The sequence below is a fragment of the Serratia sp. CY47444 genome, from assembly GCF_052168635.1.
In the GTDB taxonomy this organism is placed as follows: Bacteria; Pseudomonadota; Gammaproteobacteria; order Enterobacterales; family Enterobacteriaceae; genus Serratia; species Serratia bockelmannii.
Genome location: NZ_JBJNMH010000005.1, coordinates 208,498 through 223,261 on the forward strand (window position 1 = coordinate 208,498; position 14,764 = coordinate 223,261).

A 14,764-nucleotide genomic window follows, 5' to 3' on the forward strand; every position below is an offset into this window, starting at 1 on the left:
CCGCCCTGGCGGGTACAAAACGAAACGCGTTGGTCGTGAGACCAAAAGCGCAAAGAGATGTTAATTTGCGGCCTGCATGATGATCTCCTTTTGGGGTCAGCGCAGGCCGTGTTGTTGATGCCATCAGTTTTTAGAGACAGGAAGAGTATTTTGACTACTGACACTCATACTCTGGATATTGCAGAAATTTTGGATCTGCTTCCTCACCGTTACCCGTTCTTGCTGGTCGACCGCGTCCTCGAGTTTGAAGAGCACAAATATCTGCGTGCGGTGAAGAACGTATCGGTGAACGAACCGTTTTTCCAGGGCCACTTCCCTGGCAAACCGATTTTCCCAGGCGTATTGATCTTGGAAGCCATGGCGCAGGCCACCGGTATCCTGGCGTTTAAAAGCGTCGGTAAACTGGAGCCGGGCGAGCTGTATTACTTCGCCGGTATCGACGAAGCACGCTTCAAGCGCCCTGTGGTGCCAGGCGATCAGATGGTCATGGAAGTCACCTTCGAGAAAACTCGCCGCGGCCTGACTCGCTTCAAAGGCGTAGCGACCGTTGACGGTAAAATTGTCTGCGAAGCAACCATGATGTGTGCCCGCAGCCGGGAGGCTTAATCCGTGATTGACCAAACCGCCTTTATCCATCCTAGCGCGATAGTCGAAGAGGGCGCCGTGATCGGCGCCAACGTGCATATCGGCCCTTTCTGCTACGTCGGCTCCCAGGTGGAAATCGGCGCCGGCACGGTGCTGAAATCCCACGTGGTGGTGAACGGCATTACCAAGATTGGCTGCGATAACCAGATTTATCAGTTCGCTTCCATCGGTGAAGTGAACCAGGATCTGAAATACGCAGGCGAACCGACGCGCGTTGAAGTGGGCGATCGCAACCGCATCCGCGAAAGCGTCACCATTCACCGCGGCACCGCGCAGGGCACCGGCCTGACCAAAGTGGGCAACGATAACCTGCTGATGGTCAATGTGCACGTTGCTCACGACTGTGTGGTCGGCAATTCTTGCGTGTTGGCCAACAATGCCACGCTGGCGGGGCATGTGGAAATCGACGATCACGCCATCATTGGCGGCATGACGGCGATCCATCAGTTCTGCATTATCGGCGCGCATGTGATGGTAGGCGGTTGTTCCGGCGTCGCTCAGGACGTGCCTCCTTTCGTCATCGCGCAGGGCAACCACGCGACGCCGTTCGGCGTCAACGCGGTCGGCCTGAAGCGCCGCGGTTTTGATAAGGATGAAATGCAGGCGATCCGCAACGCCTACAAAATCCTGTATCGCAGTGAAAAAACGCTGGATGAAGCGAAGGCGGAAATCGAAGCCCTGGCCAAAGAGCAGCCGGTGGTGCAGCAGTACCTCGATTTCTTCACCCGTTCTACCCGCGGCATCATTCGCTGAGTTATGTCGAATCGTCCATTGACTATCGGATTGGTCGCCGGAGAAACCTCCGGTGACATTCTCGGCGCCGGTTTGATCCGCGCGCTCAAGGCGCAGATCCCCGACGCGCGTTTCGTTGGCGTCGCCGGTCCGCTAATGCAGGCCGAAGGCTGCGAAGCCTGGTACGAAATGGAAGAGCTGGCGGTCATGGGCGTGGTGGAAGTGCTCGAGCGCTTGCCACGCCTGTTGAAGATCCGCAAGGATCTCACTCGCCGCTTCGGTGAGCTGCGGCCGGACGTGTTTGTCGGCATCGACGCGCCGGACTTCAACATCACGCTGGAAGGCCGCCTCAAGCAGCGCGGCATTCGCACCATCCACTACGTCAGCCCGTCCGTGTGGGCCTGGCGACAAAAGCGCGTTTTCAAAATAGGCAAAGCCACCGATCTGGTGCTGGCCTTTCTCCCTTTCGAAAAAGCGTTTTACGATCGCTTCAACGTGCCCTGCCGGTTTATCGGCCACACCATGGCGGACGCCATGCCGCTGCAGCCCGATCGGTTGGCGGCGCGCGCTCAGCTTGGCATCGCTCCGCAGGCGCGCTGTTTGGCTTTGCTGCCGGGCAGCCGCGGCGCCGAAGTCGAGATGCTGAGCGCCGACTTCCTCAAAACCGCGCAGCTGCTGCGCACGCGTTATCCCGAGCTGGAAGTGGTGGTGCCGCTGGTTAACGCCAAACGGCGCGAGCAGTTTGAGCGCATCAAGGCCGAGGTTGCGCCGGATCTGACGGTACACCTGCTGAACGGCCAGGGGCGCGAGGCGATGATCGCCAGCGACGCGGCGCTGCTGGCGTCCGGCACGGCGGCGCTGGAGTGCATGCTGGCCAAGTGCCCGATGGTGGTGGGCTATCGCATGAAGCCGTTCACTTTCTGGTTGGCGCAGAAGCTGGTGAAAACGCCTTACGTTTCGCTGCCGAATCTGTTGGCGGGGCGCGAAATTGTCACCGAGCTGCTGCAGCATGACTGCGTGCCGGACAAACTGGCCGCCGCCGTGATGCCACTGCTGGAAGAGAGCCCGGAAACCGAAGCGCTGAAACAAACTTTTCTTACCTTGCACCAAAGCATCCGTTGCGGTGCGGACGAACAGGCCGCTCAGGCTGTGTTGGAGCTGGCGAAAGCATGATTGAACCCTTTATCTATCCCGCTGCCACGCTGATTGCCGGTGTGGACGAAGTGGGCCGCGGCCCGTTGGTCGGCGCGGTGGTCACCGCTGCTGTGATCCTCGATCCGGCGCAGCCGATCGTCGGTCTGGCGGACTCCAAGAAACTCAGTGAAAAACGCCGCCTGGCGCTGTATGACGAAATCGTCGCCAAGGCGCTCTCCTGGAGCCTGGGGCGCGCCGAACCGGCGGAAATCGACCAGCTGAATATTTTGCACGCCACCATGTTGGCGATGCAGCGCGCGGTGGCCGGGTTGCATATCGCGCCGGACATGGTTTTAATCGACGGTAACCGTTGCCCGAACCTGCCGATGCGTTCGCAGGCGGTGGTGAAGGGCGACAGCCGTGTGGCGGAGATCAGCGCGGCGTCCATTCTGGCGAAGGTCACGCGCGATCGCGAAATGGCCGAGCTGGACAGCGAGTTCCCGGACTACGGTTTCGCGCAGCATAAAGGCTACCCGACCGCCTTCCACCTGGAGCGGCTGGCCGCGCTGGGCGCCACCGAGCATCACCGCCGCAGCTTCGCGCCGGTGAAAAGGGCGCTGGCGCTGTAGCCTGCGGGCCTGGTTAATCAGGCTCGACGATAGCATTAACCCGGGCTCAGCCTGCTGAGCCCCTTCAATCAGGTATCTGGAGATGGCCGAACCTCGTTTTATTCACCTGCGCGTCCACAGTGACTACTCCATGATTGATGGATTGGCCAAGACGGCGCCGCTGGTGAAAAGAGCCGCCGCGTTAGCCATGCCTGCTCTGGCAATCACTGATTTCACCAACCTGTGCGGGCTGGTGAAGTTCTACGGCAGCGCGCACGGCGCCGGGATCAAACCGATCATCGGCGCGGATTTCCATGTGCAAAGCGATGAGCTGGGCGACGAACTGGCTCAGCTGACGGTGCTGGCCAGCAACAACGAAGGCTACCAGAACCTGACGCTGCTGATTTCCCGCGCCTATCAGCGTGGCTACGGGGCCGCCGGCCCGACCATTGATCGCGACTGGCTGATTGAACATCGCGAAGGGCTGATCCTGCTTTCCGGTGCGCGTCAGGGCGACGTCGGCAAGTTCCTGCTGCGCGGTAACCAGGCGCAGGTGGATCAATGCCTGGACTTCTACCAACAGTATTTCCCGGACTGTTACTACCTGGAACTGATACGCACCGGCCGTCCGGACGAAGAGAACTATCTGCATGCGGCGGTGGCGTTGGCCACTGAGCGCGGCTTGCCGGTGGTGGCCACCAACGACGTGCGTTTCCTGGTAGAAGACGATTTTGACGCTCATGAAATTCGCGTCGCCATTCACGACGGTTTTACGCTGGACGATCCCAAGCGGCCACGCAACTACAGCCCGCAGCAATACATGCGCAGCGAAGACGAGATGTGCGAGCTGTTCGCCGACATCCCGGAAGCGCTGCTGAACAGCGTCGAGATCGCCAAGCGCTGTAACGTCACCATTCGCCTCGGCGAATACTTCCTGCCGCAGTTCCCAACCGGCGATATGAGCACCGAGGACTTCCTGGTGCTCAAATCTAAAGAAGGGCTGGAAGAGCGTCTCGAGTTCCTGTTCCCCGATCCTGAAGTGCGCGCGCAGCGCCGCCCGGAATACGACGAGCGTCTGGACGTCGAGCTGAAGGTGATCAACCAGATGGGGTTCCCCGGCTACTTCCTGATCGTGATGGAGTTTATCCAGTGGTCGAAGGACAACAACGTGCCGGTGGGCCCAGGGCGCGGCTCCGGCGCCGGTTCTCTGGTGGCCTATGCGTTGAAAATCACCGACCTCGATCCGCTGGAATTCGACCTGCTGTTCGAACGCTTCCTGAACCCGGAACGTGTTTCGATGCCCGACTTCGACGTCGACTTCTGCATGGAGAAGCGCGACCAGGTGATCGAGCACGTGGCGGAGATGTACGGCCGCGAAGCGGTATCGCAGATCATCACCTTCGGGACCATGGCGGCGAAAGCGGTTATCCGCGACGTAGGCCGGGTGCTGGGGCACCCGTACGGCTTCGTCGATCGCATCTCCAAACTGGTGCCGCCGGATCCGGGCATGACGCTGGAGAAAGCCTTTGCCGCCGAACCGCAGCTGCCGGAGATTTACGAGGCCGATGAAGAGGTCAAGGCGCTGATCGACATGGCGCGCAAGCTGGAAGGGGTAACGCGCAACGCCGGTAAACACGCCGGGGGCGTGGTGATCGCGCCGACCAAGATCACCGACTTCGCGCCGCTGTACTGCGACGCCGAAGGGCACCATCCGGTGACCCAGTTCGACAAGAACGACGTGGAATATGCCGGGCTGGTGAAGTTCGACTTCCTCGGCCTGCGCACCCTGACCATCATCGACTGGGCGCTGGAAATGATCAACGCCCGGCGCGCCAAGACCGGGCTGGAACCGATCGACATCGCCGCCATTCCGCTCGACGACAAGAAAAGCTTCGACATGCTGCAGCGCTCGGAAACCACGGCGGTGTTCCAGCTTGAATCGCGCGGCATGAAAGATTTGATCAAACGCCTGAAGCCCGACTGCTTCGAAGACATGATCGCACTGGTGGCGCTGTTCCGTCCGGGGCCGCTGCAGTCAGGGATGGTGGATAACTTCATCGACCGCAAGCATGGCCGCGAAGAGATCTCCTACCCGGACATTCAGTGGCAGCACGAGTCGCTCAAGCCGGTGCTGGAACCGACCTACGGCATCATCCTGTATCAGGAACAGGTGATGCAGATTGCCCAGGTGTTGGCCGGCTACACCTTGGGTGGCGCGGATATGCTGCGTCGTGCGATGGGTAAAAAGAACCCGGTCGAAATGGCCAAGCAGCGCGGCGGCTTTGAAGACGGCGCGAAATCGCGCGGCATCGACGGTGAACTGTCGGTGAAAATCTTCGACCTGGTGGAGAAATTCGCCGGTTACGGCTTCAACAAATCGCACTCCGCCGCCTATGCGCTGGTGTCGTATCAGACGTTGTGGCTGAAGGCGCACTATCCGGCCGAGTTTATGGCGGCGGTCATGACCGCCGATATGGACAACACCGACAAAGTGGTGGGGCTGGTGGACGAATGTTGGCGCATGGGGCTGAAGATCCTGCCGCCGGACATCAACAGTGGCCTGTATCACTTCCACGTCAACGACGACGGCGAGATCGTTTATGGCATCGGCGCGATCAAGGGCGTGGGGGAAGGGCCGATCGAGGCCATTATCGAGGCGCGCAACAGCGGCGAACAAGGTTACTTCAAAGACCTGTTCGACCTGTGCGCGCGCTCTGACATCAAGAAACTGAACCGCCGCATTCTGGAAAAACTGATCATGTCCGGGGCGTTTGATCGCCTTGGGCCGCACCGCGCTGCGCTGATGAATTCGCTCGGCGACGCGTTGAAAGCGGCGGATCAGCATGCGAAAGCCGAAGCTATTGGCCAGGTGGATATGTTTGGCGTGCTGGCGGAAGCGCCGGAGCAGGTGGAGCAATCCTACGCCAATATCGCGCCCTGGCCGGAGCAGGTGGTGCTGGACGGTGAACGGGAGACGCTGGGGCTGTACCTGACTGGCCACCCGATCACCCAGTACCTGAAGGAAATCGAACGTTACGCCGGTGGCCAGCGTTTGAAAGACATGCACCCGACGGATCGGGGCAAAATGACTACCGCCGTCGGGTTGGTGGTCGCCGCGCGGGTCATGGTGACCAAGCGCGGCAACCGTATCGGCATTTGCACGCTGGATGACCGTTCGGGCCGTCTGGAAGTGATGCTATTCACCGAAGCGCTAGAAAAATACCAGCATTTGTTGGAAAAAGACCGTATCCTTATCGCCAGTGGACAGGTCAGCTTTGATGACTTTAGCGGCGGGCTTAAAATGATGGCCCGCGAGGTAATGGACATCAGTGAAGCCCGGGAAAAATACGCTCGCGGGCTTGCTATCTCGCTGACTGACAGGCAAATTGATGACCAGCTTTTGAACCGTCTCCGTCAGTCGTTGGAACCCCATCGCTCGGGGACGATTCCAGTGCATCTCTACTATCAACGGGAAGATGCACGAGCCAAGCTGCGTTTTGGCGCAACCTGGCGCGTGACGCCCACCGACCGCTTGTTGATCGATTTGCGGACGTTGGTAGGCAATGAGCAGGTGGACTTGGAATTTGACTAAAATAGGAATGCTATGAGTCTGAATTTTCTTGATTTTGAACAGCCGATTGCAGAGCTGGAAGCGAAAATTGACTCGCTGACTGCAGTCAGCCGTCAAGACGAAAAATTAGATATTAATCTGGACGAAGAGGTTCAGCGCCTGCGTGAAAAGAGCGTTGAGCTGACGCGCAAGATTTTTGCCGATCTTGGGGCCTGGCAGATTGCCCAATTGGCACGCCACCCGCGCCGTCCTTATACCCTGGATTATATCAAACACATCTTTACCGACTTCGAAGAGTTGGCGGGCGATCGCGCTTACGCTGACGACAAAGCGATCGTCGGTGGCATTGCGCGCCTGGATGGCCGCCCGGTGATGATCATCGGGCACCAGAAAGGCCGTGAAACCAAAGAGAAGATCCGCCGCAACTTCGGCATGCCGGCGCCGGAAGGTTACCGTAAGGCGCTGCGCCTGATGGAAATGGCCGCCCGCTTCAAGATGCCGCTCATCACCTTTATCGATACTCCGGGCGCTTATCCGGGCGTGGGTGCGGAAGAACGCGGCCAGTCAGAAGCCATCGCGCGCAACCTGCGTGAGATGTCGCGTCTGAACATCCCGGTCATCTGCACCGTCATCGGCGAAGGTGGCTCCGGCGGCGCGCTGGCGATCGGCGTGGGCGATAAAGTGAACATGCTGCAGTACAGCACCTACTCGGTGATTTCGCCGGAAGGCTGTGCCTCCATCCTGTGGAAGAGTGCCGACAAGGCACCGCTGGCCGCAGAAGCGATGGGCATTACCGCACCGCGTCTGAAAGAGTTAAAGCTGATCGATTCGGTGATCCCGGAGCCGCTGGGTTCCGCGCACCGCGACGTGCCGGCGATGGCTGCCGCGCTGAAAGCGCAGCTGCTGGCCGATCTGAAAGATCTGGATGGTCTGAACGACGAAGAGTTGCTCAACCGTCGCTACCAGCGTCTGATGAACTACGGCTACTGCTGAGTTCTGTTCTTCGCTGCAAGAAACCGCCTCCGGGCGGTTTTTTTTTGGCTACACACCGCCGGATTTTCGTGGTGTTATAGAGACTTGGCCGTTAACTGACAGGAGCTGCCGATGAATATCATCGCCATCATGGGCCCGACGGGCGTCTACTACAAAGATGAGCCGATCCGCGAGCTCCACGCTGCGCTGGCCACCATGGGATTCCAACTGGTGTACCCCAAAAACAGCGGTGACCTGCTGAAGCTGATCGAAGCCAATGCCCGCATCTGTGGGGTGATCTTCGACTGGGACGACTACAGCCTGGAGCTGTGCAGCGAGATCAACGAGCTGAACGAATACCTACCGCTGTACGCCTTTATCAATACCCACTCCACCTTCGACGTCAGCCTGCATGAAATGCGCATGGTGCTCTATTTCTTCGAGTATGGCCTGAATGCGGCGGACGATATCGCGCAGCGCATCCAGCAGTACACCGCAGAATATATTGATACCATTACGCCGCCGCTGACCAAGGCGTTGTTCAACTACGTGCGCGAAGGGAAGTACACCTTCTGCACGCCGGGCCACATGGCCGGCACCGCGTTCCAAAAAAGCCCGGTGGGCTGCCTGTTCTATGACTTTTTCGGCGCCAATACCCTGAAGGCCGACATTTCGATTTCAGTCACCGAGCTCGGCTCGCTGTTGGATCACACCGGGCCGCACCTCGAGGCCGAAGAGTATATTGCGCGTACTTTCAACGCCGAGCAGAGCTATCTGGTTACCAACGGCACCTCCACCGCCAACAAGATCGTCGGCATGTATTCGGCGCCGGCGGGCAGCACGGTGCTGATCGACCGCAACTGCCACAAATCGCTGTGCCACTTGCTGATGATGAGCGATATTGTGCCGATCTATCTGCGCCCGCTGCGCAACGCCTACGGCATCCTTGGCGGCATTCCGCAGCGTGAGTTCACCCGCGCCAGCATCGCCGCTCGGGTGCAGGAGACCCCGAACGCCACCTGGCCGGTGCATGCGGTGATCACCAATTCCACCTATGATGGCCTGCTGTATAACACCGACTACATCAAGCAGACGCTGGCAGTGCCGTCGATCCACTTTGACTCCGCCTGGGTGCCTTACACCAACTTCCATCCGATTTACGACGGCAAGAGCGGCATGAGCGGCGATCGGGTGCCCGGTAAGGTCATCTACGAAACCCAGTCCACCCACAAGCTGCTGGCGGCCTTCTCCCAGGCCTCGATGATTCATATCAAGGGCGACTACGACGAGAGCACCTTCAACGAAGCCTACATGATGCACACCACCACCTCGCCGCACTATGGCATTGTGGCATCGATGGAGACCGCCGCCGCCATGCTGCGCGGCAACCCGGGGCGCCGCTTGATCAATCGATCGGTGGAGCGCGCGCTGCATTTTCGCCGTGAAGTGCAGCGGCTGCGCGAGGAGAGCGACAGTTGGTTCTTTGACATTTGGCAGCCGGAGGAGATCGATGAGGCGCAGTGTTGGCCATTGGATCCTGACGATAACTGGCACGGCTTCGGCCAGACCGATCGCGATCATATGTACCTCGATCCGATCAAGGTGACGATCCTGACGCCGGGCATGAACGAGCTGGGTGCGCTGGAGGAAGAGGGGATCCCGGCGGCGCTGGTGGCGAAGTATCTCGACGAGCGCGGCATCGTGGTGGAGAAGACCGGGCCGTACAACCTGCTGTTCCTGTTCAGCATCGGCATCGACAAAACCAAGGCGATGAGCCTGTTGCGCGGCCTGACTGATTTCAAGCGCGCCTACGATCTCAACCTGCGGGTGAAGAACATGCTGCCGGATCTGTACGCCGAGGATCCGGATTTTTATCGCCATATGCGTATCCAGGATCTGGCCGCCGGCATTCATCGGCTGATCCGCCAACACGATCTGCCGCGCCTGATGCAGCGGGCGTTCGACGTGCTGCCTGAAATGAAGCTGACGCCGCACCAGATGTTCCAGGAGCAGGTGCGCGGCAATGTGGAAACCTGCGAGCTGGATCAGTTGGTGGGCAAGGTGGCGGCCAATATGATCCTGCCTTATCCGCCGGGCGTGCCGCTGGTGATGCCGGGAGAAATGATCACCGAAGAGAGCCGGGCGGTGCTCGATTTCCTGCTGATGCTGTGCTCTATCGGTGAGCGCTATCCCGGTTTTGAAACCGACATCCACGGCGCCAAACTGACGGAGGACGGGCGCTATCTGGTGAAGGTGTTGAAAGCGCCAGCATAATCGTTTAGGCGAATTCTCGGCAGATCAGGTTCACGCTGTCGAGCGGCAGCGGTTCCTGTGTCAGGCCGCAAAACGGTTGGCCATTGCGCTGCTGGTGATAGCGGCAGCGGTGGCATTCGCCGAACAGCGCCGCATTTTCCTGCCGCTGCAGTTGGCGCAGCAGCTGGGTTAACAGCGCCTGCAACTGTTCGCCGTCCTGCTGCATGGCGTCTTGCGCCTGCTGCAGATAGGCAGGAGGAAACAGAGTCTCCATTAAACTTCGCGATTTTTCTGTCAGCCGCAGCCGCACGCTGCGGCGATCCTTTGCGTCCGCCGTGCGGGCGATCATGCCGTTCAGCTCCAGCTTTTTCAGCGATTGGGACACCGTTCCCTTGGTCAGGCCAAGGTATTCCGCCACGGCCATCGGCGTGTTGGAGTAATGATTACAGCGTGCCAGATAGTAGAGCGCGCTCAGCTGCACCGGCGGCAGGCTTTCCAATTCTTCGTGGCTGCGCAGCCAGCTGCGTTGCAGGCTATTCAGGCGTTCAAGCAGATCAAACAGTTTTAGCATCGTATCCTCATCAGGCTGCGTAAATAGTATCGATTAAAAACTATATTGACAAGTCATTGGTGCTGGCATACTGTTCACATTGTTTCGATTCGAAACAATATGGGTAAGTAAACGTGCCCGAAACCGTCAATACCAAGGAGAATGAGGATGACTAAGGCCGTGTTTTATCATGCCGGCTGCCCGGTATGCGTGAGTGCCGAACAGCAGCTGTTGGGACTGTTGAGCGATAACGTGCAGGTGGAAGTGGTGCACCTGGGGGAACGCCCAACGCGCGTGGCGGAAGCTGAGCGCCTCGGCGTGCAGAGTGTACCGGCGCTGGTGGTCGATGGGCAGGTGCTGCACATCAACTTCGGCGCGGCGTTGGTGGATCTGAAGGCCTGAGACGCCGTGTGCTGAATCATGCCCCGCGGCAATCCGCGGGGTTTTTGCCGTTGACGTCATCGCCGCCGCCGGATACCGTGCCCCATCAGAATGAACAGGAGAGGGTTTCTATGCTGGGATTACGTCAGGTGCATCACATTGCGATCATTGGCGCGAACTACGCTGCCAGTAAGCATTTCTATTGCGATATTCTCGGTTTTACCCTGCTGAGTGAAGTTTACCGCGAGGAGCGCGACTCCTGGAAAGCGGATCTCGCGCTCAACGGACAATACACTATCGAACTGTTTTCTTTCCCTTCGCCGCCGGCCCGCGTCAGCCGCCCGGAGGCCTGCGGCCTGCGCCATCTGGCGTTCAGCGTTGACGACATCGATCGGGCCATCGCCCATCTGCAGGCGGCCGGCGTTGCCTGCGAACCGGTGCGCGTCGATCCCTACACCCAATCCCGCTTTACCTTTTTCAGCGATCCTGATGGTTTACCGTTAGAATTATACGAGAGTTAACGGCTTAATCGCCTCCCGGCGGCCACAGCCGGGGGCGGTTATGCTATGATCGCGCCCTTGCCCTACATGCCTACAGAGTTATTTCCGCCATGCAAGAGCCTGCTTTTCGCGTCGGGGAGTGGCTGGTTACCCCTGCCGACAACACCATCAGCCGAGACGGCCGCCAGAAAACGCTGGAACCGCGCCTGATCGACATGCTGTGCTATTTCGCCCGGCACCCCGATGTGGTGCTGAGCCGCGACGAGCTGATCGACAACGTCTGGAAGCGCAATATCGTCACCAACCACGTGGTGACTCAATGTATTTCAGAGCTGCGCAAATACCTGAAAGACGGCGACAGCGACAGCCCGGAATACATTATCACCGTGCCCAAGCGCGGGTATAAGCTGGCGACGTCGGTGATATGGTGTGAAGAGGGAGAGACGCAACCCGCTCCCGCACAGGCGCCGCAGATCGCGGTGATCATGCATGAGCCGGAAGACGGCAGCGATGACGACGACGAGACGCCGTACGTGCCGCCGAGCCGGCCCCGAGCGCCGGTCGCCGCGCCTGACGAAAAGCTGCCGCGCTTTTATCTCCGCTCGACGTTCTGGGTGTGGCTGGCGTTTCTGGCGGCGCTCAGCGTCTGCGTGGCGTTTGTCGGCATCGCCACGCTGTCGCAGCGCGTGCCGGTTTCGACCATGCCGGTGCTGCTCAACCCGCGCGATATCGATATTCGCATCCAGGGCGGCGAGAGCTGCAGCAACTGGATGCCGCAGCTCTCTTATGTGGTGGGCGTCAGCGAGCTGATCACCGATTCGCTCAACACCTACTCGACCTTCCTGGTGCACGACCAAACCAATTACAACTATTCCGGCCCCAGCAACTCGGGCAAGTCGCTGTATATCGAGTTCGTCAATCAGCGCCACTACCGCGCCCAGCAGTGTTTCCTGTCCGTGCGGCTGGTGGATAACGCCGACAGCTCAATCATGTTGGACAAGCGTTACTTCATTACCGCCGATAACCAGCTGAAGATCCAAAGCGATTTCCTCGCCAGCCTGTCCACGGCGCTGAAGCAGCCCTGGCCGCCGCAGTTGGAGCAGCGTCTGGCGCAGCTGCTGCCCGACAACGGGCCGCTGCTGCAGCGCTTCTACCAGGCACATCAATTGTTGATCCACGGTGATGCCGATTCGTTGACTCGCGCCAGCGCTCAGCTGAGCGAGCTGATTAAAAGCGCGCCGAATTTCCACTACCTGCTGGCGGAAAAGGCGCTGGTGGATGTGCTGCGCAATTCTTACCAACCGTTCGACAGCCAGGCCTTGGCACAATTGCGCGCCGATATCAGCCATCTGACGACGATCCCCGAATTGAAAAACACGCCGATCATGCAGCAAGTTCTGGCGGTCGATGCGTTGGCGCAGGGGCGCATTGACGAGGCGCACCGGGCGATCGATCTGGGGATTGAGTTGCAAATGTCGTGGCTGAATTATGTGTTGCTGGGCAAAGTGTATGAAATGCAGGGGCAGAATCATTTGGCGGCGGATTCTTATATTACCGCGTTCAATTTGCGCCCCGGTGAGGATACCTTGCATTGGATCACCAATGGCGTATTCCAGACGTCATTGACCAACGTGGTGCCTTATTTAAATAACTACCAGCACCAATAATTAACCGATACTACGCCGCCATTATTCTCCGGGAATGCTGTCGGCGTTATTTATTGGTGAAGACATGTTGCGCCATTGTGTTATTTTGCTGCGTAATATCGTTCCTTTTCTGTCGTTTGTTATTCATTATTAACCTGGGCATCATTCTGTTTTTAAACGATGTTTATCTTTTCTTTAGCAAACCTTTTTATCTTGATGTGTTAATCAAAAACCTCAGGTTATCATTTGTATGATCATGAGCGTAATCTCACTTTATCTTTAGGACTTTATTCCCCCCGATGGTTAGCATCCTGACTATCAAGCCGGCTCATTAAAATCTTTTATTTATGGGTGTGGCTTATAAGAAACGTAAATCAGGAGAAACTGACCATGGCTTCACCCAAGAAAATAGGGCTTATTGCCTGCACCGGCGTCGTCGCCGGTAATATGATGGGGAGCGGGATTGCCTTATTGCCCGCCAACCTGGCGAGTCTCGGATCCATCGCCATTTGGGGGTGGGTGATCTCGATTATCGGGGCGATGTCGCTGGCCTATGTGTATGCCCGTCTCGCCACCAAAAACCCGCAGCAGGGCGGCCCTATCGCCTACGCCGGTGAAATTTCCCCGGCCTTCGGTTTCCAGACCGGCGTGCTTTATTACCATGCTAACTGGATCGGTAACCTGGCCATCGGCATTACCGCCGTTTCTTATCTCTCCACCTTCTTCCCGGCGCTGAACAACCCAATACCTGCCGGTATCGCCTGTATCGCCATCGTGTGGGTCTTCACCTTCGTCAACATGCTGGGCGGAACCTGGGTCAGCCGTTTGACTACTCTGGGCCTGGTATTGGTGTTGATCCCGGTGATCGTGACCGCCACCCTCGGCTGGCACTGGTTTGACGCCGCCACCTACCAGGCTAACTGGAATACCTCCGGCACCACCGACAGCCATGCGGTCATCAAAAGTATTCTGCTGTGCCTGTGGGCGTTCATCGGCGTGGAATCCGCAGCGGTCAGCACCGGCATGGTGAAAAACCCGAAACGTACCGTGCCGCTGGCGACCATGCTCGGCACCGGCCTGGCGGGCATCATCTACATCGCCGCCACCCAAGTGATCAGCGGCATGTTCCCGGCGTCTGAAATGGCCGCCAGCGGCGCGCCGTTCGCCATCAGCGCCTCGGCGATTATGGGCAACTGGGCGGCACCGATGGTTTCCGCCTTCACCGCCTTTGCCTGCCTGACCTCGCTCGGGTCATGGATGATGCTGGTCGGCCAGGCCGGGGTGCGCGCCGCCAACGACGGCAACTTCCCGAAAGTGTACGGCGAGCTGGATAAAAACGGCATTCCGAAAAAAGGCCTGCTGCTGGCCGGCTGCAAAATGACCGCGCTGATGGTGCTGATCACCCTGATGAGCTCCGCCGGCGGCAAGGCTTCCGACCTGTTCGGCGAGCTGACCGGCATCGCGGTGCTGCTGACCATGCTGCCTTACTTCTATTCCTGTGTAGATCTGATCCGCTTCGAAGGGGTCAACGTGCGCAACCTGCTGAGCCTGATCGCTTCGGTGTGCGGCTGCGGCTTCTGCTTCATCGCGCTGATGGGCGCCAACTCATTCGAACTGTCCGGCACCTTTATCATCAGCCTGATTATCCTGATGTTCTACGCCCGGAAAATGAATACCCGCCAGGCTGCCAACGCAGCGGCGGTCGATGAAAACACCACGGCCAAAGCGCACTGATTCGCGTCCGCTGACCGACTGAATTTACCCAGCCCCTT

12 protein-coding genes are annotated in these 14,764 nt (G+C 58.7%); 11 read left to right on the forward strand and 1 reads right to left on the reverse strand.

Annotation, left to right across the window (positions count from 1 at the left end):
• Positions 1 to 150 precede the first annotated feature (150 nt).
• The 7 genes from fabZ to ACJ8IL_RS10325 all read left to right on the forward strand — a co-directional run bounded on the left by fabZ (position 151) and on the right by ACJ8IL_RS10325 (position 9,936).
• On the forward strand, positions 151 to 606 hold the full coding sequence (gene fabZ, locus ACJ8IL_RS10295; protein WP_004931962.1) for a 3-hydroxyacyl-ACP dehydratase FabZ: 456 nt from the start codon (positions 151 to 153) through the stop codon (positions 604 to 606).
• Positions 607 to 609: 3 nt separating this feature from the next.
• On the forward strand, positions 610 to 1,398 hold the full coding sequence (gene lpxA / locus ACJ8IL_RS10300; protein ID WP_025304029.1) for an acyl-ACP--UDP-N-acetylglucosamine O-acyltransferase: 789 nt from the start codon (positions 610 to 612) through the stop codon (positions 1,396 to 1,398).
• A gap of 3 nt (positions 1,399 to 1,401) precedes the next feature.
• A complete protein-coding gene (gene lpxB, locus ACJ8IL_RS10305) occupies positions 1,402 to 2,550 on the forward strand; it encodes a lipid-A-disaccharide synthase (RefSeq protein WP_038878789.1) in 1,149 nt (382 codons plus the stop codon).
• Complete coding sequence (rnhB, locus tag ACJ8IL_RS10310) at positions 2,547 to 3,140, forward strand: ribonuclease HII (protein WP_049195379.1); 594 nt, start codon at positions 2,547 to 2,549, stop codon at positions 3,138 to 3,140. Before lpxB ends, rnhB begins: the two co-directional genes overlap by 4 nt.
• 82 nt (positions 3,141 to 3,222) lie before the next feature.
• Positions 3,223 to 6,711 (forward strand): DNA polymerase III subunit alpha, encoded by a 3,489-nt coding sequence (gene dnaE, locus ACJ8IL_RS10315; RefSeq protein WP_025304027.1) that lies wholly within the window; start codon positions 3,223 to 3,225, stop codon positions 6,709 to 6,711.
• A 12-nt stretch (positions 6,712 to 6,723) separates the two neighbouring features.
• Positions 6,724 to 7,683, forward strand: coding sequence for an acetyl-CoA carboxylase carboxyl transferase subunit alpha (accA, locus tag ACJ8IL_RS10320; RefSeq protein WP_019455765.1), 960 nt, complete (start codon positions 6,724 to 6,726; stop codon positions 7,681 to 7,683).
• A gap of 111 nt (positions 7,684 to 7,794) precedes the next feature.
• Positions 7,795 to 9,936: a lysine decarboxylase LdcC gene (locus ACJ8IL_RS10325; RefSeq protein ID WP_025304026.1), complete on the forward strand. Its 2,142-nt coding sequence runs from the start codon at positions 7,795 to 7,797 to the stop codon at positions 9,934 to 9,936.
• Positions 9,937 to 9,940: 4 nt separating this feature from the next.
• Here the strand turns inward: ACJ8IL_RS10325 and ACJ8IL_RS10330 are convergent, their stop codons facing one another.
• Positions 9,941 to 10,486: a MarR family winged helix-turn-helix transcriptional regulator gene (locus ACJ8IL_RS10330; protein WP_025304025.1), complete on the reverse strand. Its 546-nt coding sequence runs from the start codon at positions 10,484 to 10,486 to the stop codon at positions 9,941 to 9,943.
• Between the two features lie 147 nt (positions 10,487 to 10,633).
• Here ACJ8IL_RS10330 and ACJ8IL_RS10335 point away from each other — a divergent pair, with 147 nt between their 5' ends.
• The 4 genes from ACJ8IL_RS10335 (at position 10,634) to cadB (ending at position 14,726) form a co-directional block, all read left to right on the forward strand.
• A complete protein-coding gene (locus tag ACJ8IL_RS10335) occupies positions 10,634 to 10,867 on the forward strand; it encodes a glutaredoxin domain-containing protein (protein ID WP_060435087.1) in 234 nt (77 codons plus the stop codon).
• 110 nt (positions 10,868 to 10,977) lie between these two features.
• The gene (locus ACJ8IL_RS10340; protein WP_025304023.1) at positions 10,978 to 11,367 is read left to right on the forward strand and encodes a VOC family protein; all 390 of its coding nucleotides are present in this window, start codon (positions 10,978 to 10,980) and stop codon (positions 11,365 to 11,367) included.
• A gap of 89 nt (positions 11,368 to 11,456) precedes the next feature.
• Positions 11,457 to 13,013: a lysine decarboxylation/transport transcriptional activator CadC gene (gene cadC, locus ACJ8IL_RS10345; RefSeq protein WP_049203373.1), complete on the forward strand. Its 1,557-nt coding sequence runs from the start codon at positions 11,457 to 11,459 to the stop codon at positions 13,011 to 13,013.
• A 369-nt stretch (positions 13,014 to 13,382) separates the two neighbouring features.
• Positions 13,383 to 14,726, forward strand: coding sequence for a cadaverine/lysine antiporter (cadB, locus tag ACJ8IL_RS10350; RefSeq protein WP_025304021.1), 1,344 nt, complete (start codon positions 13,383 to 13,385; stop codon positions 14,724 to 14,726).
• Positions 14,727 to 14,764: the final 38 nt, after the last annotated feature.